Here is a 20,811-nt window from a genome sequence, read left to right on the forward strand (position 1 = left end):
TTTTTGTTCTTTTCCTGTTTTTTACCTTTAAGATTTCCCTGAAAATGATTGACTATTACCTTGATAAGTTAAAAGGTTACGGTATTTATGTAGAAAACCTGCATATTCAGCCGGGAAGTCGCTTCGCCGTTACGTTTGGCGGAATTGAGTATAAAAGTAAAAGTGTGGAATTTCACGGTGGAAGAGGGGAAGTAATCCTTGATCTTATTGAGTCTTTAAAAGAAAAAAGGCCAGTTGTTTTTAGAGCTTCTATTGATTATTTTTCCTTATCTTTTAATGAAAATGATAAAAAGGGAGCACTTGTTTTACCGAACATTTCTTCTGTTCCTTTTGGTATCGTGGTAAAGAATCTTCACGTCGGAAGAGGAAACATATATTCCCGGAATTTTTTAGCCGATTTTGGTGGATTGGATTGGGGTAACGGGAAGTTTTTGTTGCGTAAGACAGATGGAAGGATAAAGGGTAAACCGTTTTACCTTTCAGATATTGTTGGAGTTCTTCAAAAGGATACAGTTAAAACCGATCCGTTTGATTTTTCATGGGATTCGCTTTCTTTGAGTGGTAAGATGATGTTTTCTCTTGATTTTCGTGATGTCAGGTTTGATGGGAAACTTTTGCTTCCCGGAAAAAAGGTTGCTTTAGTTTTGATTAAGGAAACTAGCAAAATTAAAGCATCAGGAAATATTGCCTTTGAAACTTTCAAAAAACGGTTTGATTTTTCTCTTGATGCCTATCTGGATGGGGAAGCAAAGTTTAATGGAAAGATTTCTGAGGAGGGCGAGCCTTTTAAACTTTCTTTTAAAGGTTTTTTTGACGGAGAGCAGATTTCTATTGAGGGAGATTCTATCGGTGATTTTACTTTTGAAAATAAATTTTTTGTTAAAGGTATGAATGTTTCTTACAGTTTTAGCGGGAAGCCGGACTGTTTAAGTGGTTTTATAAACGGTAAGATAGACGATGTTTCTTTTGACAGAAGAAACTTTAGAAATTTATTCGTTTCCGTTAAATTAAAAGATTCGAATTATTTGGATGCGGATTTTTCCTGGCATGATGGAAACAGCGGTAAAGTTAAGATATCGGGCAACCTTGCTTTAAAAAACTTTTCCGTTGTGGCGGATATTAAAAAATTCGACTTAAAATCGGATCCTTTAATTGCTTCTCTTTCTCCTTCTATTAGAGAATGGATTCCAGAAGTTGAAGGGGACGTATCTCTTAAAGGGAAGGTTGAAAAGGGGGAGGTAAAAGAAGCCAATGTAACTTTTAATATTTCCCGTTTTAATTTTAGAGGTTTTGACGGTAAAGGTTATCTGATTTTAAGGACGAAAAACGGTAGATTTCCTGTGTCCTTTAAAATATCGGGATATAATGGAACGGTGGGATTTAGCGGATATTTTAATCCATCTCAGGTTTCTGTAAACGGAAATCTTTTTTATAACAATTTCCAGCTGGCTTCTCTCGACTTTTTATCTTCTGAAGGGCTTGAAGGAGCGGTTACAGGTGGAGGGAAGATTTTTGGTAAATTGATTGCCTTAAGAGGAAATTTCAGATACAAAGCCCGGGAACTTTCCTATTTTGGGGAAAAGTTTGAAGATGTTTCTGGTATTATTAATCTTGATTATCCTTCTCTTATTGTGGAAGCCAGGGATTCAAAAGGCAGGCTTGATTTAAAAAGGGTTTCTCTAAAGTTTGCTCCTGTCTTTGCGATAGATGTGGTAGCTTCCGTTAAAGGTTTTCATCTTGGAACGATTGAGAAAGTTACGGGTAGATACGGTATCAAAATGCCTGTTAAGTTGAGCGGGACAGCTGACGGTAGCGTTTCCCTCTCTTTTAAGCATGGTGAAAAGAATCCTTTTAAGATGAGTGTAATCATTGATAAATATGATTCCCACTATGCCCTGGGAGATACTATTTCAGGAAATGCAACAGGGGCAGGTAGCGTTGCTTTTGACAGGCAATTATCGATTTCCCTTCACGGAAGTTCTAAGGATGCTACAATTGCTGGCTTGAAATTTTTTGGCGGAAGTTACCGTTTTGTAATGAGGGGAAAAGATATTAATGTTTCTGGAGAAAATTTCTCTTCTTCCCTTTTTGACAAAAGCTCAGTTAGCTTTTCTGTTGCTCTGGATGCAGAAAAAGAGTCAATGAACGGTGAATTTATATTAAAAGGGCACAAAAAGCTTTCTCACCTTGCAACGGATGTTAACCTTAGCGGAAAAATTGAAGGATATTTTGACAACTTTACTGTACCTATCAAAGGGAATGCCTTTGTTGTTTCAGATTACTTAAAGGATAAAATTGCCGTTAAATTTTCTGGCAGGTTTCATGAACCTGACAACAACGGAGAGATTGATTTTATTTCAAATAAAGGTAGAGTTTATGCAAAGATAAACGGTAAGGATCTTACATTAAGAGGCACTCTTAAAAACTTGGAATTTGGACTGGAGAAGGTTAAGGGAACGGCAGGTTTAGTTGTTTTTAATCTCAATGTGAAAAATTTTGATTTTGAACATTTAAACGGTGTTGTTGGAATTCCGATTTTGTCTATCTTTCCGGAAAATTTACCAGAGATAGATTCTATTTCAGGGATTTACTTAAATTTTAGCAATGGGAACATTAAAGTGAGTGATGCCGCTTTCTCTTTCCCTGGCGGTTGGATTAATCTGAATCTTTCATTTGTTAACCGTCAACTTTCAGGGAACTTTAAAGGTTCTGTCAGTGCCAGAGCCATTGCCAGAAGGTTTTTACCTTCTGTTCTTGTGAAAGAAGGTGATTTCAACGTTTCAGGTACATTTGAATATGAAAAAAAATTTACTTATTCGGTTGAGGTTAAAGCGGGCGGTATAGTTGGCAGAACGGATTATCTTCTGGGAACGGTAAAGATTGATAAGTTTTCTCTAAATGTTAAGGACGGAAAGTTGAAATATCTATTTACTGCGATAGAGGTGGAAGACGGAAACATTGTGGTTTCCGGCGGTGATGTAATTACAGCTTCGATATTTAACGTGCCTGTTGGTCAAAGGGGTATCTGGCGTGCCCGTATAACGGGAAATTTAAAATTTGTAAATAAAAAATTGACTGGAGCAATTAATATCTCTCGTCCGGTCATTCTAAAACTTACTGCGGAGAAAAAGAAAGGTTCTCCTTCATTTTCCATACCGTTCGATGTTGATGTAAACCTTGATTTTCTTGAACCCCTTGAATTCAAAACGGACGTTTGGAGTATAAAAATTCTTCCTATTATGAAAGTTACTGTGAACGATGGAATACCTGTTGTTTCTGGTAATTTCTTTGTTCTGGACGGAAAGATAAAATATATGGGAAAAGAGTTTGTTGTTTCTTACGGTTCTGGTATTGTTGACAATCTTCTTGAATTAAAAGGTGATTTAAATATTGCTGCTATTTCACGGATAGGGGATTATTATGTTTACATGTTTATCAGGGGAAATCTTTCTTCCCCTGTTCTCTACTTTTCCTCTGAGCCTCCTTTGACAAAGGAGGAAATTTTAAGTCTCATAATGACAGGGGCGACGCCGTCGGAGATGGAAAGGAGTAATGAGCTATTTCCGGTTGTTCAGGTAGCTTATTATGCTACTTCCACCTTTTTAAAACCTGTAGAAAAAACCTTTTCAAAGTTGCTGAAACTTGAGTCTTTTTCATTAGAGCCTTACATAACCAGGTATGGTGAAACGGTCATAAAATTTTCGGTGGCAAAGAGGATAGGCGATAGGTTAAGGCTCATAGGTTATCAGACAACAGGTCAGGATCCTGAATTTAGTATAGGTGCTCAGTATTTCATAGGTCATTATAAAAATGTTTATCTTGAATATCAGTATAGTAATTACTACCATAACGAATATGGTATTGGATTTGATTTCAGAGTTAAGGATTGGATATGGTTAGAAGAGAAGATAAAAAGGAAAATTCAAGGATTGAAGAAGTAGCGAAAGCTTTAGAAAGTGCTGGTGCTGTTTCCGAAAATCCACCACAACATGCGATTTACAGGTTCAGACTTGGAGATGGGATTGTTACGATTTATAAATCTGGTTCTATCGTTTATGGAGGAAAAGGGGACGATAAAGAGATTCTCAAAAGTATTGTTGATAGTGTTTTAACTGAAAATGTAGATATTACTCCAAGAATAGGCTGTGATGAAGCTGGTAAAGGTGAATATGCGGGGCCACTGGTTGTCGCGTGTATCTATTGTGATGAACCTGCTGTTAAAGAGCTAATAAAACTTGGTGTTAAAGATTCTAAAAAACTTTCTGATGAGAAAGTTTTGAGGCTTGCTGATGAAATTAAGAAAGTTGCACACGGTGCTGTTAGAGTTTTGATGCCGCAGGAATATAACAGACTCTATGCTAATTACAAAAATATAAATAGACTGCTTGATGTTGTTTATCTTTCTCTTATAGATAAACTTGTGAAAAAGTATAAACCTAAACGTGTGATTGTTGATAAATACGGTAGCGGTATTAAAAAGAAGCTTTGTGACAATTTACCTGATTCTGTTGATATTGTTGTTGTTGAGAAAGCCGAGAGTGATCCGGTTGTTGCTGCAGCTTCCATCGTTGCCAGAGCGGAAAAATTGAAAGGATGCCAGCTGTTGGAGAAAAAGTTTGGAGTTAAGATTCCTTCTGGTAATAATAAAGATCAGATTTCCCATTTTCTTCAGTCCGTATCTGAGAATATGTTACCATATCTTGTTAAAATGCATTTCAATATGAATGTGTAACGGAGGTCTTAGTTGAGGAAATTCCAGAAATTTTTGACGATGTTGGGAGCAGTTTCCCTCCTTATTATCTTTTTTAGCTTAATACGTTTCTTTTTCTCAACAGGTATTCCTTCGCATAAAGGAATAGCTATTCTTAGGGTGAAAGGTGTAATAACGGAGACAGATTACTACATAAAAGAGCTTGAGAAGCTTTCTAAAAATAAAAATGTTAAAGCGATCGTTTTGAGAGTTGATTCTCCTGGTGGAGCTGTTGTTCCTTGTCAGGAATTATATGACGAAATTTTAAGAGTTAAGAAAAAAAAGCCTATTGTTGTTTCAATGGGTTCTGTTGCTGCTTCCGGAGGACTTTATATTTCCGTTGCTGCCAACAAGATAGTTGCGGATCCGGCTACCATTACGGGAAGTATTGGTGTGATAATGCAAACAATGAATTTCAGAAAATTAGCTGATAAAATAGGTATAAAAGTTGTTACGATCAAAAGCGGTCCTCACAAAGACCTCCTTAATCCTTTTAAGAAAGTTGATCCAGGAGATGTTGCTATTGTCCAAAATGTTATAAACGATACTTACCAGCAGTTTTTAGAAGTTGTTTCAAAGGGAAGGCATATCCCTATTGATAAACTTAAACCAATAGCCGACGGTAGAATATTTTCAGGAAGAGAAGCTCAAAAACTTGGACTTGTTGACGAACTTGGAGATCTTCACAAAGCTGTTTCTGTTGCAAGAAAACTTGCCCATTCACCTGATGCAAAGCCGTTTGAGGTTAAAAAAGAGCAGCCTTTCATTGATAAGATTCTTGGCGGTCAGGCTTCTATTTTCTTTGATAAAATTTCTTCAATATTGAAAGGAGAGATAGAAAAGAAAAATTTGATGTATCTTTACTGACGGAGGGCTTGTGGATTCGTTCAATAAACTGGTAATGGAGTGGCTTAGAGAAAAAACGGAGAAAAGAGAACCTCTTGAAATTATAAGTTTCTATAATGAGATGCCTGTAAGAGTAAAAATGAATCCTTTATCAATAGAAAATAAAGTAGTTGGTTGGAAGGGTAACCCTAAAATTATTCCGGCTATAGATCAGACACAAAAGTTTTATATAACTTTTCTTCATCCAGAATACAGGGAAAAAAGGATACTTTCTGCAGGGGTTCTTTACTACAATGATGATTATATAGAGACGACGTTTCCTTCCCTTGCTGTTGAACCCAAATTTAACCGCAGTGCTGTCAGAATAACTGTTTCAGAAATGAAGCCTATCTATGTTGATGTAGAAGATAAAGATGTTTCGTTTTCTACGCGAGCTCTTGATATAAGCGAAGGAGGGGTAGGAATAATAATAAACAAAGGTCTTCTTGGACTAAATCAAGAGGTAAATGTTACTTTAAAATTTCCTTCAGGTGATGTAATAAATAATATTCCTGCAAAGGTTGTTCGCGTTGAAGAGCTATCCGGTAGAAAGAAAGAAGAAAAGGCCGGGTTGGCATTCGTATCCTTAAAGGAAAGAGATAGAAACATTATAAGTAGGTATATTATTCAACGTCAGAGAGAAATTATTAACGAATTTAAAATGCTGACGGGAGAATAATTAAAACCAGGGGAATTCAAGTAATAATTAAATAGATGAATTTTCTATTTTCTGTGACAGTTATTTACAGTTGACGAAGATAAAATTAATGCTAAAATTTAATTAATGATTAGTAGTGATTAAATTATTTGTTTTGGAGCATTATTATGAACTTTAAAGAGAGGATACCTTACATTATAATAATTACCTTTTTTGTTTGTTTTTCATTTTCTAAGTTATCAGCAGAGCATCTTCCATATAAGGATATTGTTGAACCTGTTCATGTTGTTGCAAAAGTAGTTTCTGAAAGGCCTTTAAAAATAAGGATTATTACATATCCTTATAAAGGAATGGTACTTAGCTTGGATTCTAAGGAAACCTTTGATATAGGAAAATTGCTTTTTTGTAAAATCAGTTCGAAAGGAATTAAATGTAAAGTTTTTGGAGTTCATAAATGAGAAAAATAGAACTTCTTTTAATACTTTGCTTAGGAATTTTGATTTTTCCTCTAAATTCATTTTCTATATCAAATCCTTATACTGCTATTCCTCCATTTTTACAACAGGGAAAGTATGCGAATTTAATGCTTGCTCTTGATTATAGTGGGAGTATGAGTGATTATGCTTATAAAGAAGATGAATACGATAGTAGCAAAACATATATAGGTTACTTTATTCCTGATGCTAAATATTCGTATTTTAAAGGGGTATTTTACAAGGATAAAAATGGTTCTTATACTGGAAATGAACTTAATTACTCATATATGACAAAACTGGATATTTTGAAGTGGATATTAACAGGGGGAGGGCCTGTTGTAAAACTTACCGATGGGAAAAAGTATCTTCATGCAGATGGTTTTCTTATTCCTGTTAATGATGTAAGTACTTATAATCAAAAAACTGGAAAATTAGAAGGAATTTTACAGAAAATTGAAAGACTTTCTGAGCATCCAAGAATAGGACTTGAGATATATTCTCTTAGAAAGGGTTCTGTTGTTCAGGATTGGGTTTATCCCTCTTATGAATATAGAAAATTGATACGCACAATAAATAGAGAATATGCATATGGAGGTACTCCAACAGGGGAAGCTCTTGATGAAATCAGAAGATATTTTTCCCGTGAAAGTGGAGTTTGGGGAGGGTTTAGTAAGACGGATTCGAACTATGTTGATCCTTATAAGTTCAACATAAAAGGAACGTTAATGGATGTTCATTGTGCAAAGAATTATGTTCTTTTAATCAGTGACGGTGCTTGGAACGGACATAGATTTGCTAATAGTTTATGGGATCTTTCATGTGAAAAATCCTATGGAGCTTACATAGTAGTTGATCCAGTAGATGCCGGATATAATTATGCCTGTACAATAGATCCAGTTCAGCCTGCTTACGAAATGTGGGAAGGGGGACAGGCTGATTTGGTTCCTGATCTTAAAGGAAAACAGAACGTTAAAGTATATACAGTATCTGCCTTTATGGGAAATTCTACGTTTTCAGACAGAGTAGGTTTAAATGCCCTTGAAAATGTAGCTATTTTTGGGGGATACAAATCCGATTCTTCAGATAGCCTACCGTCAGGTTACTCTTCAGTTCCACCAGATCCAGTGTGTTCTGTAACACAAGCTCCACCTTGTGGTTCTTTTGTTAACCTTCCATCTTCGTCTTCTGATTGGGATGCAAATGGTGATGGAAGGCCTGATGATTTTTATCCTGGGAACGATCCGTTAGCTCTTAAAAAAGCTATAGAAAACATTTTAGCAGCCATATTAAAGGATGCATTTTCAGGAACATCAGCAGGTATTCTACCAGAAAGGAAAAAATCCGGCGTTGTAGCAGAACAGACGCTATTTTATCCTCGTAAAGATTTTTCAGGAAAGAATGTTGATTGGCCTGGTTATCTATATACCTGGTGGTTTTTAAATAAGAAGAATGCTCAAAATCTCAGAGAGGATACAAACTTAAATAAAATCCTTGATATTGAGGACGATCGTATTTTGAAATGGAGAGTGGATCCTGATACCGGTAAGGTTCATATAGATCTGTACGGCAGTTATGCAAACGGTACAGAAAAAAGTAAATTGGCTACTTATGACACGTTTGATAATTTGCATCCTGTCTGGGAAGCAGGAGAAAATCTTGCGTTTACGTCTCCTGATAGTAGGACAATTTACACGGATGTGAAGGGTATGCTTGTTGAGTTTAACGATTTCAACAAAAACCTTATAAGTAATTATGTGGGGAATTTAACTGAGCCTTCATGTTTAAATGATGATGTGGCAAACTTGATTGCCTTTATCAGAGGAAAAGATGTAAAAGGATGTAGAATCAGGGATATAGATGATTCCGGCGATACATGGAAATTAGGTGATATTATCTATTCATCTCCCACCGTTGTTAAGTATCCTGGTTACAGTGTCGTATATGTAGGTGCTAATGATGGAATGCTTCACGCTTTCAGGCTTGGATATGTTAAAGATTTAAACAACAGCCTTCATCCTGTTAAATTAACAGATAGTTCTTCTTCATCGTCTAGAGCATTAGTTGGTCAAGAGATATGGGCATTTATTCCTTCTAACGCTTTACCTTATTTGAAATATCTTGCTGATCCGGAATATCAGCATACCTATTATGTAGATTTAAAACCGTTTGTTGTTACCTATCAGAATAGAGTAATCTTAATAGGTGGTATGAGATTTGGCGGTGTTCCCGGTAATTCTCCAACGTTGACTCCACCTGTAAACGATGCAGATATTGGTTATTCATCCTATTTTGCACTTGACATAACAGATCCCGAAAATCCGAAGTTTCTGTGGGAATTTACCACTAAGGATCTTGGATTTACATATTCAGGTCCTGCAGTTATAAATAAGGGAAGTAAAGCTTATGTCATGTTTGCTTCAGGTCCTACCGATTATAACGGTGATGTTAATCAGCCGCTTTTCGTTTACATTCTAGATCTGTTGACAGGAAAAAGCGTTAGGAATATTACCTTTAGCAATTTACAAAACACCTTTGCAGGACGCCTTTTTACAGATGGCCTTGATGTTGATGAAGATGGAAAGACAGACTATGTCTTTTTTGGTTATTTAAAAAAAGGGACAGATATGCAAGATTGGAAGGGTGGAATAATTGTTGCGGATGTTAGGAGCAGTGATCCTTCGGACTGGAAATTTGATACGTATCTTGAGGATAAAATTCCACCTGTGACTTCAAGAGTTGTTGCCGGCAAGTATTTTGGAAGATATTACATATTTTTTGGTACCGGAAGATGGTTTTATAAAGAAGATAATCCAGACCCTTCACAAGCAAATAGGATTTACGGTATTCCGTTAATTCATTCAGGAAAAAATTGGACTTTGCCTGATGAGAGTTCTATAGTTGACGTTACTACATCTTCATTTTCTGTTTGTTCTGCTTCATCTTCGTCACCGAAAGGTTGGTATATAAGGCTTAACACGGATGATAGTGGATATTTAAAAGAGCGTTTAATTTCAGATCCAACAACGACCGATTTAAATGTTGTTGCATTTGTAACTACAGAGCCGACTGCAGATGTCTGTGGCTTTGGAGGACGTTCAAGGATCTGGCTTTTAAATGGGGCTACGGGAAGTAGCATTTTTGACAACTGCACCACATACTCACTTGATCACGAGAAATTAAAAGGCACACTGCTTGTTCAGCTTTCCACCGCTGCAATTCATAAAGTTGACTTGAGCAGCGCAGCTTCAATGTTTGATAACTCAACAGGCAAAAGAACTACTTTAAATTCCGCTACAGGTTCCAGCTGGTTTGTCGGTGTGGCACCTGAAGGTGGGGCTAAGTTTGTATCTCCGGCAGGAGGAAAAGGTGAACTATTGTTATGGATGGAAAAATAAAAAAGCTTTTACTCTACTTGAGCTTTTGATAGTTATAGCGTTGATAGCTGTTTTATCTTTTATGAGTATCATGAAATATAGAAGTTGGATAGAATCAAATGCTATAAATACTGAAATTCGAAGAATAGCTTCAATGCTTCAAAGTTTAAGAATGGAAGCATTTTCTCAGAAAAAGCGGTTCAGGATTCGTGTAAGTTCAGACAGGCATAAGTTGTTGATTGATGTTTGGGACGATGGCAGTTGGAAAAGTTATAAGGCTTATAATTTAAAGGAGCCTTTCATTTTAACGGCTCCTGTTTCTGTTACAGAAAAAGGGACCTTTAATGCAACTTCTAAAATTATTTATAACGGAACTTTTAATTATCAAGGTGATGATTGTATAGTTATATATAGGACGGATGTGAGGTTAAAGCATTGTTAATGAAAAGAGCATTTACACTGCTTGAGGTTTTGATAGCACTTGTAATTTTTTCCTTGGTAATGATTGCTTTGCTTGATTCTGCCGGATTCTATTATCGTGTTAGCACTAGGAATGATCTGCTAAATGCTGCTTCAAAAATTGCAAGGGAAAATCTGGAGTTTGTTCGTAATATAGATTATGCCGATATTACGAAGGCAGAGCTTGACAACGGAACCAATTCTTGTAAGGAGGCTTTGGCAACTGGTAAGAATATTGAATTGGTTCAGTTGAGAAATCAAAATTATATGTTTGGAAAATATTTTGATGTTGTTGCGGATCCTAGTTTGGATATAAAACAGGTTACTGTGTATGTTTGCTGGAATTATAACAGAAAATTTCATCAGCTAAATTATTCCACAATTATAAGGAAAGAGGAATGAGAAAAGCACTTACTTTACTTGAGCTGCTAGTAGCCATATTTGCAGCTACGCTTGTTATGTCAGCTGTTTATGTTGTATATACAAATTTGTTGGGAACGTATACTCAGGAATCTTCATATCAAACTTCAGATATAAAAAGGGTTTTGGGACTTGAGATATTAAGACAAGATATAGAACACGCAGGACTTGGTGTAGGGATAAATGAAACGGCTCTTCCGATAGAATGGAATAGCACCAAGGCTGAATTAACATTGAGGAGTCTTTATGATATTCTAGATCAAAAAACATCAGCATGGCAAATTATAGATTGTTCTTCCAGCAGTGCCAATATTTTAGTAAATAAGTTTTTCCCTGGATTGTCCGTGACGAAAGCTGTTTACCTTTCTATTAACGGAACTATTAAGAGCGGATTAGCTAACTATTTAACCTGTCCAGGTAACGGCACTTATATCGTTTATCCTGCTTTTATTACCGCAGCGCCGTCAGCGTGTTTTCTACAGTATTGTAGAGGTATAACATACCAGATTTTAAATGTCGGGGTTCCTGATTACTGTGCCAATGGGACTGGAGAACTGGTTCGCGGGATTAAAGGAACATCTCAACAAGATCCAATACTTGATTGTGTTGCTGATTTTGATGTCAGATTTGACTGGGACTTGAATGGAGACGGTATCATTGAGCAAAATGAAAAATACTTACCTATTTCTAAAATAGGCACTTTATCAGCCGCTGAAGAAAGAAAAAGACTTAAACTTGTTACTGTTTTCGTAGTTGTTCAGCAGGGAAAACGAAACAGGAAGTATAAATTTGTAAATCAGCTTAAAAATAACGGAGTGGATTTCAGTAATAGAGTGAAAGCAAAAGTAGGTAAAAATTGGCAGCAGTATGACTGGAGATTAATTAGATTTTCCGTTAAGCCGATGGATTTGATGTGATGCTGGAGGAAGTTTGAAACAGAGAAAAGGTTTAGTTTTGATAGTAACATTGATTGTAACTTTTATCGCTTCGGCATTTATTGCTGCACTTTTGTATATGCTTTTTAACAATGTTGTAACTATTGGAAGTAAAAAACGTTATTCAGGTTCTCTTGAGGTTGCTAAAGGAGTTTCTTCATATTTAATGGAATTAATGGACGATGATAAGTTGTGTTCATATACCGACTGTTCAAAGACAAATCAACCGATACAGTTGGGTTCTTATTCTTCTTTTGGGAATTATAATGCAACTGCTACGCTTATTAAGCGTATAGATCTAAACAATAAAGGAGAAGGTGTTGTGTATTCTGTGGAAGTTATAGTTAGAAATCAAAAAATTCCTTCCGAACACTCTGTAATAGATTTTGTTTATAGGGTTTATTAGTATACCCTTTTGCCAGACGTAATTACTTGAATGGTCTTTAAGATTATGGAAATATCATTGCCAAAAGCAATATATTTAAGGTAGAGAACTATTCTGTTTCTTCGGTTACTATGATGTAGCCTCAGCCTCGGAATGACGTAAGTGGGAAGCTCTCAGGATGATGGTAGGATGATGGATATTAGTAAATTATTAAGTTTATACCTCTTGCGACCATATAGGGGATTTCTTCCGGTTTTTCGACGCCGGGTATTACGAAATAATGGTTTTTAGGTGTATCTATCGAAAAACCTCTGATTTCAAATTTTGAACGTTTGCCCTCTGTTCCCGGTGGTTCTACTATTATCAGTCTTATTTTCTGTATTGCGAAAGGAATTGCGTTGACAGCTTCTCTTATATTTTTTCTCATGTCTGGATATATTTTTACGATTGTGAATCCTGCCATTTTCTTTTTTGTTATCTCTTCCGGCGAGGTCATTTCTTTCACTACAAAGATCTTAAGTTTATTGAAGCTGTACCCGCCTCCGTCCTTTACAGCTCTTTCTCCTGTTAAGATGTGTATTAATTCTATAATTTTTTCTATGTTTGTCCCTGTTAAAATTTTAACAGTACCAGGGTTTCCTCTTTCAACTTTGATTTTAGGTTGTTCCACTGTAATTCCGTATGCTGCGAGGAGATTTTTTAACTCTTTTGGGGTGTCCGGTGTCATGTTGAATATTTTTGTGCTACCCGTTTCCATATCATATATGAGGTAGTCATAGTGGTAAGTTAGCTTGTCAAAGATGCCTAATTTTATTGTTCCGTTTGCTTCAAAAGAACCGAATGTATTCAGGATGTTTTCTTCGACGAGTTTCCGGAGCTGCTTTTTATTTTTTATTATTTTATACCCAACATTTTGTAGTTCTTTTACTTCCTGCTTCGTTAAGTTTCTGTTCAAATCAATTATATAACTATTGCCTGCAATTGTTATAACAGGATTTTGTTGAAGGTTAATCGTGCCTGAGTTTAAAAGAATCATACCTTTTTTATATATTTTTGAGCCTCTTCCATTTATTACAGGAGAAAAATCGGGCATTACATTTTTACTAATCCTAAACCTTTTTTTGTTTTTGTTTTTCTTAACGCCCGGAAGGGGAATTTTTAAAACTTGCCCCTTTAGTATTAAATTTGGATTTTTAATTTTATTTAATTTTATCACTTCACCGATCATTTTAAGAGGAAGTCCGTATTTTTTAAGTATTCCGTAAAGAGTATCTCCCGGTTTAACCTTGTAATAGATGATGTGTTTTCCTGTTTTTTGTTCAGCTTTTCTAACTTTTATGATATTTATTTTGTAAATGTTTTCCTTACAGTAAGCTGAAGCGGATAAAATTACCGCAGCTGTTGTTATGGTTGTTATAAAACGTTTCCAGCCCATTCTTTTATATCCTTTAGAGCTTTTTCAGCCTGTATTTTCCTTCTTGCTCTTTTTCCTTTTGCTTTGACTACTGGAAGAAGTCCAAAGTTTGCATTCATAGGTTGAAACCTGTCAGGATCAGCTTCTGTTATGTATTTTAACAAACCGCCTATTATTGTTGTAGGTGGTGGATATACCGGTTCGGTATTTTTTATGAGTTTTTCCGCGTTTATGCCGGCTATTATACCGGTTGCGGCGGATTCTGGATAGCCTTCAACGCCTGTTATTTGTCCTGCAAAAAGGATATTGGCATTTTTATTTAGTTGGAGTGTGGGCAGTAGAAGTTTTGGGGAATTTATGAAAGTGTTTCTGTGAATACTTCCGTATCTTGCAAATTCTACGTTTTCAAGCCCAGGTATAAGTCTAAAAACTTTTTTCTGGGCCGGATAGGTGAGTTTTGTCTGAAATCCTACAAGGTTCAACAGTGTGCCTTCTTTGTTTTCTTTTCTGAGCTGAACTACTGCATAAGGCCTTTTCCCTGTTTTCGGATTTGTAAGCCCTACGGGTTTAAGGGGGCCAAAGAGTAGTGTTTCTTTTCCCCTTTCTGCCATTTCTTCTATTGGCATGCAACCTTCAAAGTATGCTTCTTTTTCGAATTCTTTTAGAGGAACTTTTTCTGCTTCCATGAGTGCGTTGTAGAATCGTTCGTATTCCTCCTTTGTCATAGGACAGTTGAGGTAATCGTCTCCTCCTTTGCCGTAGCGAGAGCCCCAGAAACATTTAGAATAATCTATTGTATCTGCATATACAATGGGGGCTATTGCGTCGTAAAAGGAGAGGGATTGTTCTCCTAAAAATTCTATTAAGTATCTGGAGAAAGTATCTGACGTTAAAGGGCCTGTTGCCACTATTGTGATTTCGTTTTCTGGAATTTTTGTTACTTCTTCTCTTATAATTTCTATGAGAGGATGCTGAGACAATTTTTCTGTTATATATGCTGCAAAGTCCTGTCTATTTACGGCAAGGGCACCGCCTGCCGGAACTGCTGTTTTTTTCGCAGCTTCTACTATGAGAGAGTTAAAAATTTCCATCTCTTTTTTCAAGAGGCCTCTTGCCGTTGTTACGTCAATTCCGCCAAGTGTGTTGCTACAAACCAATTCTCCGAAAAGGTCGGTTCTGTGAGCGGGAGTAAATTTTTTGGGTCTCATTTCATAAAGAACTACCGGAATACCTTTACGTGCCAGATACCAGGCTGCTTCACTTCCTGCCAGTCCTGCGCCTATGATGTGAACTTTTTTCATTCGTTATCCTTTGAAACAAGATTTTCTATTTTCTTCGCCTGTTCAGCAGCAACAAGTGCATCTATCATTTCATCCATTTCACCATCTAAAAATTGTTCAAGATTATACAGGGTTAGTTTAATTCTGTGATCTGTCACTCTGTTTTCCGGGAAGTTGTAAGTTCTGATTTTTTCGCTTCTATCTCCGCTACCTATCTGTGAGCGGCGGGTAGAATCGAGGTGTTCTTTTTGCTGTCTTTCGTAGAGTTCTTTTAGCCTTGCTCGTAGGATTTTCATAGCTTTTATCCTGTTTTGAATCTGGGAACGTTCGTTAGAGCAGGTTACAACTATTCCAGTTGGTATGTGGGTTATTCTAACTGCTGAATCTGTTGTGTTGACGTGTTGTCCGCCTGCCCCAGATGAGCGGTAAGTGTCGATTTTCAGGTCTTTTTCATCTATTTTTATTTCAACATCTTCAGCTTCCGGAAGGATTGCTACTGTTGCTGCTGATGTGTGAATTCTACCGCCGGATTCTGTAACAGGGACTCTTTGAACTCTGTGAACACCGCTTTCGTATTTTAGTCTGCTGTAGGCTCCCTTCCCGGATATTAGGGCAGATATTTCCTTATATCCTCCGAGCCCTGTTTCATTTGCTGAGAGAATCTCTATTTTCCAGCCTTTCCTTTCAGCATATCTTGAATACATTCTGAACAGATCTGCTGCAAAAAGTGCTGCTTCTTCTCCACCTGTTCCTGCACGGATTTCAAGGATAACGTTCTTTTCATCGTTCGGATCTTTGGGAATCAGGAGCATTTTTAATTGATTTTCAAGTTCTTTTGCTTCTTTTTCGAGTTCTTTTTTCTCTTCCTTTGCAAGTTCTATAAAGTCTTCATCTTCTCCTGAATGGATTACGTCTATTGCTTCCTGAATACCGCTGGCTATTTTTCTATATTTCTGGTAAGTTTCGTATATTGGTTGAAGTTCTTTATGTTCCCTTGCAAGTTTTTTATACTTTCCGCTGTCCGATATGACATCCGGGTTACTTAAAAGGCCTTCTATCTCTTTAAATCTTTTACTTATCTCTTCCAGTCTTTCTATTATGACTTTTTCCATTTTCGGATGCCCTCCAGTTATCTCTTCTTCATTTTTCTTTCGTATTCTCTTTTTAGCTTTTTGTAGCGTTGAAGAGCAAGTCTTCTTTGAAGAGGAGATAACCTGTCTATGAAAACTATTCCGTTTAAGTGGTCTATTTCGTGTTGAAGAGCTCTTGCCAATAAATCTTCACCTTCTATTTCAAAATCTTCACCGTCAACGTTTTGGGCTTTTACCTTTACATAGGCTGCTCTTTTGACCTTTTTGTAAAGGCCGGGTAGTGAGAGGCATCCTTCTTGATTAAGCTGTTCTCCTTCCATCGTTATGATTTCGGGATTTATGAGAACAATCTGGTTTTTTCCTTCCGTTTCTTTTCCAGCATTAAGGTCAATAACAACAATGCGTTTTAAAATGCCTACCTGATTGCCTGCCAATCCGAGGCCCCCTTTCTCATACATTGTTTCAAACATCTGGTTTACGATGTTCCTTATCTCTTCGTTGAACTCTTCCACTTTTTCGGCATGTTTTTTAAGCGCTTCATCAGGATATATTCGTATTTCCATTGTTATCTCCTGTTAAATTGTTTGTTAGGAATTGGAATGATTTTAGCTGATCTTCTTCCGTTTTTGCTTCAAGTGTAAGAATAAGAGAATCGGAAGTTTCCGTTTTTAGATATGAGAATAGATCGCTGAAATCTATTGTGCCACTCCCGGCAGCGATGTGGAGGTCGTTAACGCCATCGTTGTCGTGGATGTGGAATTCAAAAATTTTATTATTGAAACGATTTAGCCAGTCTTTTAAAGGAAATTTTGAAAAGAGATTTAAATGCCCTACGTCTATACATACGCCGATGTTTTCGGTATTAACTTTTTCTAGAATTTCATTCAAATAATCTGGAACTTCGTCAAAAACGTTTTCAACGGCAATTTTGAAATCGGGAAACATATCACACACCTGTTTGAAGGTTTCTACACAGTTTTTTATCCATCTGTCGTAAACTGGAAGGATTTTTCTGGGATGGAATCCCGAATGAAAAACGATAACTTCAGGATTCAAAATTTTTGCGACAGGTTGAAGTTCTTTAAATCGCTTAATGGTTGCTTCTCTCACGTATCTGTCTATCGCTCCAGGGTTTAGATCCATGAATGGAGCATGGAATGTTATAGGTTTGGTTCCCACCATCTCTGCTAATTTGGAAAAGAATTTCATAGGGACATTTTCTAGAACGTCCGCAGTTATCTGTAGCTCTATTCCGAACTTCCTGTTCAATGTTCGGTATATTCTTTCGGGATTATTTATTATGTCTCTTCCCGGAATGTGCGCTGTAACTTTCATGTTTTATCCTCTCGGCACTAACGTAAAAAGAAATTTATGCAGTTATTGACTTTAGGGCAAGAATGGATTGCACTGCCTGCTGGAAAGTTTCTCCGGCTTTCCTTTTTCATCTATTTGTATATGATAAAATCTCCATAATTATTATCTTTTTGAGGAGGAAGGGATGCGGAAACTGTTGCTGTTTTTATCCTGTTTCTTTGCCGTTTCTTCTGTTGCGTACGGCGGTAATGTGGATACGTTTGGTATAGGTTCTGCAGAAACGGCACTCGGTGGTGCGTATTCTGCTACGGCAGATGATCCTTATGCTGTTTATTATAACCCTGCCGGTTTGATGCAGCTTGAGGGCCAAATTGTTTCTTTTGGTTTTGAAGTTCTAGATCCGACTCTGCGGATTCACGATTTTACTGCCGTTGACGGAGGTGGTAATGCTGTTTTGCCTTCAGACGTAACATTTTCTGATGTCTCGGATACGCTTCTGGTTCCTTTTGCTGGTTACGGTGCAAAAATAAATGAAAACTTTGCATTAGGTATTGCTGCTTATGTTCCTTACGGTCTTCATATTAAATGGAATTCAGATCCTTCTGTCAATCCTGCTGCGTATAACTGTTTTGAATCTTATTACATAAGAGGTGTTGTTACGCCGACGGTGGCTTTTAGGTTGACAGACAATTTAACGTTTGGTTTCGGTGTTTCTCTTGGTCGTTCTGATGCAGGTACACAGAGAAGAATTTATGCTCCGACTTTACCGTCTTTAAATAACAAGATTATTAAGTCTGAGTTTTCCGATAACTTTAACGTTTCATATAACTTTGGTCTTATGTATAAACCTTCGAAAAAGGTTGCTCTTGGTTTGACTTATCGTTCAAGGGCGAAAACTGATTTTACCGGAAGTGTTGAAATTGAAGGGACTTCTTACTATACCAATGCAACTACGAAAATTGATCATCCGGAGCAGATACAGGGCGGTATAAGATACACACCTGATGATAAGCTTTCTATTGAACTTGATGTTGTATGGACGCACTGGAGCACAATAGATAAGTATGTTGTTAGCTTTGAAACACCTATCCTGGGAAAGACGCATGAAGTTTTTGTAAGAGATTGGCAGGATACAAGGCAGGTTAGGGTTGGTGTTTCTTATGCTGTGAACGATGTTGTTACTTTAAGGGGAGGATATTTTTACGATCCTTCACCTATTCCGGATCATACTTTTGATATGGCCTGGCCTGACGCTGATAAGAAAACTTACTCTTTTGGCGCTGGATTTAATTTTGGTCGTGTAAAAGTAGATACCGTTGTTCAGTATAGTGTTGCTGAAAGCAAGCGAGAAATAGGTGGAGAGAGTGTTGAGCTTAATGAGAGTTATGATGACGGAAACGTTTCTCTTTCTGCCGATGGTCATCTCTGGGGATACGGCGTAACTGTTAGCTATACATTTTAACGGAGGTAAACGATGAGAAAGTGGATTGCACTTTTAACTATAATGGTTGCAGTTAGTTCATGTGGCACTAAGCTTGCCGAAACGGAAAACGCACCTTCGGTTCCGGGGACTGAGATGGCAGTGGATAAGAATGGTCTTGTTTTTGACCCTTCAGCTCAGGAAATACCGTTTCCAAATGATATTATCTGGGCTCAATATGGTGGCAATGTAACGCTTCCGGTTGATAAAGCGTCGGATAATGCTACAAAATTACTTTACAGGGCAATTAATGCTCTTCATATAAAAGGCTTTAGTCCGAATATGTTTATTGCCGTTCCTTTGATAAATGATAAGACTTTAACTGATGTTGCGGAACATTATAAGCTTATAGATCTTACAGATTTTTATACTTGTGCTGTGTCTAACGGAACGTCTTCGGCTTGTTTGGATGTGGATGAAACATCAAAGCTCACGTTTCGTCAGGATGGGAACTTTTTAAAATTTTATCCTGTAAAGCATCTAGATGCCGGTCATCAGTATATTTTTGCTCTTGAGAATGGCATAAAGGATGGCTCCGGTGATATTTTGGAGCCAGCCATTTATAAGGAGCTTGAGTCGAACAACACACTTGTTGATCCTCAACTTGAGGCTTTGAGGGAGAAGTATAAACCGATTTATGATTCTGTCCTGCCGAATTTTGGCTTAACCAGAGATAATGTTCTGGAGATGTTTACGTTTACTGCGGCAAATAAGACTCTGTCTGTAAATGATTTTGAAGTTATAAAGAGAGCTCTGACAAACAGCACCATTGCGGATAATCTTGAAAGTTTCATTACCGGTTTGAATTATGCCAGTGTTCCTCTTGAGTATAGAGGCATAGAAGCTTCCGTTATGTCAAGTGCTGCTGCGTCGTATATTGGATTTGTTAACGGAACAAATAGTACTATTATGACTTTTAATATAGGAGAGCAATCTCTGGAAGCTGTTCCTTATTCCATTTATAATGGTGCTAATTATGCTGTTTACAATGATACTGTCTATATATTTCTGCACGGTTTAGGGGGAAACAGGACGGTTGCTCAGTTGTTAACAGCTGATGTTCCGTATGCAGTTGTTGCAATAGATTTGCCGGATCACGGTGATAGAGTAGAAGCAACGGATAATCCTTATACCTCTTGTTTTGAAAATGTTTCCGGAAGTTGCTTTCTTACGGAAAATCCGGGAAGTGATAGATTGAATTTTTATCAATCAATATTTGATACGAGAGTTCTGCTAAGGTCACTTGCCGACGGTAATTTTGATATTGATGGTGATGGTGTAAATGATGTTCCAAAGAATATTGATTTTGTCGGAATGTCACTTGGAAGTATAGTTGGCAGCTCTCTTTTAGGTATAGATAGTGTTACTAACAATACGATTTCCAGAGCAGTTTTGAATGTTGGAGCGGCAAATCTTGTTTCTATTCTTGATACTGCAACGAATGAGATGATAGCCGGAATGGTAAAAACACTTGGAGTTGAAAGAAATTCAATGGATTATTTCATTACAATGGCTGTTTTTCAGACATTACTTGATCCTTCGGATCCTGCTTATCTGGCAAGTAGTAGCTCCGTTAGTAAAACGATAATTCAGTCAGCTTATGGAGATTCTATTCTTCCTTATGTTTCAAACCTTTCTCTGGCAAGAGTATCAGGGTTTAATAACTATACGACTATTGATTTTTCAAATGTTACAGCTGCTTCTGGATGGTATATGTTTGGTAATGCATCGGCTTACGTGAATCATGGATTTTTATTGACAACGAATATCTCTTATTATCCTGAAGTTTCTGATTATTTAGCTGATCAAACAGTTTTACAGGATGCACAAAAAGCTGCAAGAGAACAAATAAAGGATTTCTTCCAGTAATTTAAGGAAAGGGGGAGAATA

Annotated in this window: 17 protein-coding genes; 12 read left to right on the forward strand and 5 right to left on the reverse strand. The window is 37.0% G+C overall.

The annotated features are described in order from the left end of the window. The first annotated feature begins 44 nt into the window (after positions 1-44). From BLW93_RS00770 to BLW93_RS00815, 10 genes are all read left to right on the forward strand, one after another. On the forward strand, positions 45-3,941 hold the full coding sequence (locus BLW93_RS00770) for a translocation/assembly module TamB domain-containing protein (RefSeq protein WP_158025365.1): 3,897 nt from the start codon (positions 45-47) through the stop codon (positions 3,939-3,941). Then, entirely contained in the window at positions 3,893-4,732 is an 840-nt protein-coding gene (rnhC, locus tag BLW93_RS00775; RefSeq protein WP_076712275.1) for a ribonuclease HIII, read from the forward strand. The genes BLW93_RS00770 and rnhC overlap by 49 nt, the downstream gene beginning before the upstream one ends. Positions 4,733-4,744: 12 nt before the next feature. Continuing rightward, positions 4,745-5,617: a signal peptide peptidase SppA gene (gene sppA, locus BLW93_RS00780; RefSeq protein WP_076712207.1), complete on the forward strand. Its 873-nt coding sequence runs from the start codon at positions 4,745-4,747 to the stop codon at positions 5,615-5,617. Between the two features lie 10 nt (positions 5,618-5,627). Continuing rightward, positions 5,628-6,314: a flagellar brake protein gene (locus tag BLW93_RS00785; RefSeq protein WP_076712208.1), complete on the forward strand. Its 687-nt coding sequence runs from the start codon at positions 5,628-5,630 to the stop codon at positions 6,312-6,314. A gap of 146 nt (positions 6,315-6,460) precedes the next feature. Next, entirely contained in the window at positions 6,461-6,751 is a 291-nt protein-coding gene (locus BLW93_RS00790; RefSeq protein ID WP_076712209.1) for a hypothetical protein, read from the forward strand. Then, entirely contained in the window at positions 6,748-10,164 is a 3,417-nt protein-coding gene (locus BLW93_RS00795; RefSeq protein ID WP_076712210.1) for a pilus assembly protein, read from the forward strand. Before BLW93_RS00790 ends, BLW93_RS00795 begins: the two co-directional genes overlap by 4 nt. After that, positions 10,136-10,585, forward strand: a complete 450-nt coding sequence (locus tag BLW93_RS00800) for a pilus assembly FimT family protein (protein ID WP_076712211.1) — start codon at positions 10,136-10,138, stop codon at positions 10,583-10,585. Before BLW93_RS00795 ends, BLW93_RS00800 begins: the two co-directional genes overlap by 29 nt. Beyond that, a complete protein-coding gene (locus BLW93_RS00805; protein WP_144443973.1) occupies positions 10,585-11,004 on the forward strand; it encodes a prepilin-type N-terminal cleavage/methylation domain-containing protein in 420 nt (139 codons plus the stop codon). The genes BLW93_RS00800 and BLW93_RS00805 overlap by 1 nt, the downstream gene beginning before the upstream one ends. Further along, a complete protein-coding gene (locus BLW93_RS00810; protein ID WP_076712213.1) occupies positions 11,001-11,939 on the forward strand; it encodes a PilW family protein in 939 nt (312 codons plus the stop codon). Before BLW93_RS00805 ends, BLW93_RS00810 begins: the two co-directional genes overlap by 4 nt. Positions 11,940-11,976: 37 nt before the next feature. Continuing rightward, positions 11,977-12,363, forward strand: coding sequence for a hypothetical protein (locus tag BLW93_RS00815; RefSeq protein WP_144443974.1), 387 nt, complete (start codon positions 11,977-11,979; stop codon positions 12,361-12,363). 178 nt (positions 12,364-12,541) lie between these two features. Here the strand turns inward: BLW93_RS00815 and BLW93_RS00820 are convergent, their stop codons facing one another. The 5 genes from BLW93_RS00820 to BLW93_RS00840 are packed head-to-tail and all read right to left on the reverse strand — an operon-like array spanning position 12,542 to position 17,462. After that, a complete protein-coding gene (locus BLW93_RS00820; protein WP_076712215.1) occupies positions 12,542-13,777 on the reverse strand; it encodes a LysM peptidoglycan-binding domain-containing protein in 1,236 nt (411 codons plus the stop codon). Next, positions 13,756-15,057: a methylenetetrahydrofolate--tRNA-(uracil(54)-C(5))-methyltransferase (FADH(2)-oxidizing) TrmFO gene (trmFO, locus tag BLW93_RS00825; protein WP_076712216.1), complete on the reverse strand. Its 1,302-nt coding sequence runs from the start codon at positions 15,055-15,057 to the stop codon at positions 13,756-13,758. The genes BLW93_RS00820 and trmFO overlap by 22 nt, the downstream gene beginning before the upstream one ends. Continuing rightward, a complete protein-coding gene (gene prfA, locus BLW93_RS00830; RefSeq protein ID WP_076712276.1) occupies positions 15,054-16,136 on the reverse strand; it encodes a peptide chain release factor 1 in 1,083 nt (360 codons plus the stop codon). The genes trmFO and prfA overlap by 4 nt, the downstream gene beginning before the upstream one ends. 29 nt (positions 16,137-16,165) lie before the next feature. Further along, positions 16,166-16,690, reverse strand: a complete 525-nt coding sequence (gene def / locus BLW93_RS00835) for a peptide deformylase (RefSeq protein WP_076712217.1) — start codon at positions 16,688-16,690, stop codon at positions 16,166-16,168. Next, complete coding sequence (locus BLW93_RS00840) at positions 16,668-17,462, reverse strand: sugar phosphate isomerase/epimerase family protein (RefSeq protein WP_076712218.1); 795 nt, start codon at positions 17,460-17,462, stop codon at positions 16,668-16,670. The genes def and BLW93_RS00840 overlap by 23 nt, the downstream gene beginning before the upstream one ends. A 163-nt stretch (positions 17,463-17,625) precedes the next feature. On the opposite strand from BLW93_RS00840, the gene BLW93_RS00845 reads away from it, so the two are divergent. Together BLW93_RS00845 and BLW93_RS00850 are read left to right on the forward strand one after the other, a co-directional pair. Next, positions 17,626-18,903, forward strand: coding sequence for an OmpP1/FadL family transporter (locus BLW93_RS00845; protein WP_076712219.1), 1,278 nt, complete (start codon positions 17,626-17,628; stop codon positions 18,901-18,903). Between the two features lie 12 nt (positions 18,904-18,915). Continuing rightward, the gene (locus BLW93_RS00850; protein ID WP_076712220.1) at positions 18,916-20,790 is read left to right on the forward strand and encodes a hypothetical protein; all 1,875 of its coding nucleotides are present in this window, start codon (positions 18,916-18,918) and stop codon (positions 20,788-20,790) included. Positions 20,791-20,811: the final 21 nt, after the last annotated feature.

The sequence above is a fragment of the Desulfurobacterium indicum genome (genome assembly GCF_001968985.1).
Taxonomy (GTDB): Bacteria; Aquificota; Aquificia; order Desulfurobacteriales; family Desulfurobacteriaceae; genus Desulfurobacterium_A; species Desulfurobacterium_A indicum.

Excerpts from the sequence above, each read along its gene's own strand:
- BLW93_RS00850 (WP_076712220.1), top strand. The coding sequence starts at position 18,916 with ATGAGAAAGTGGATTGCACTTTTAACTATAATGGTTGCAGTTAGTTCA.
- BLW93_RS00840 (WP_076712218.1), bottom strand. The coding sequence starts at position 17,462 with ATGAAAGTTACAGCGCACATTCCGGGAAGAGACATAATAAATAATCCC.
- BLW93_RS00805 (WP_144443973.1), top strand. The coding sequence starts at position 10,585 with ATGAAAAGAGCATTTACACTGCTTGAGGTTTTGATAGCACTTGTAATT.
- BLW93_RS00845 (WP_076712219.1), top strand. The coding sequence starts at position 17,626 with ATGCGGAAACTGTTGCTGTTTTTATCCTGTTTCTTTGCCGTTTCTTCT.
- trmFO (WP_076712216.1), bottom strand. The coding sequence starts at position 15,057 with ATGAAAAAAGTTCACATCATAGGCGCAGGACTGGCAGGAAGTGAAGCA.
- BLW93_RS00770 (WP_158025365.1), top strand. The coding sequence starts at position 45 with ATGATTGACTATTACCTTGATAAGTTAAAAGGTTACGGTATTTATGTA.
- BLW93_RS00795 (WP_076712210.1), top strand. The coding sequence starts at position 6,748 with ATGAGAAAAATAGAACTTCTTTTAATACTTTGCTTAGGAATTTTGATT.
- BLW93_RS00790 (WP_076712209.1), top strand. The coding sequence starts at position 6,461 with ATGAACTTTAAAGAGAGGATACCTTACATTATAATAATTACCTTTTTT.
- BLW93_RS00820 (WP_076712215.1), bottom strand. The coding sequence starts at position 13,777 with ATGGGCTGGAAACGTTTTATAACAACCATAACAACAGCTGCGGTAATT.
- def (WP_076712217.1), bottom strand. The coding sequence starts at position 16,690 with ATGGAAATACGAATATATCCTGATGAAGCGCTTAAAAAACATGCCGAA.
- rnhC (WP_076712275.1), top strand. The coding sequence starts at position 3,893 with ATGGTTAGAAGAGAAGATAAAAAGGAAAATTCAAGGATTGAAGAAGTA.
- BLW93_RS00810 (WP_076712213.1), top strand. The coding sequence starts at position 11,001 with ATGAGAAAAGCACTTACTTTACTTGAGCTGCTAGTAGCCATATTTGCA.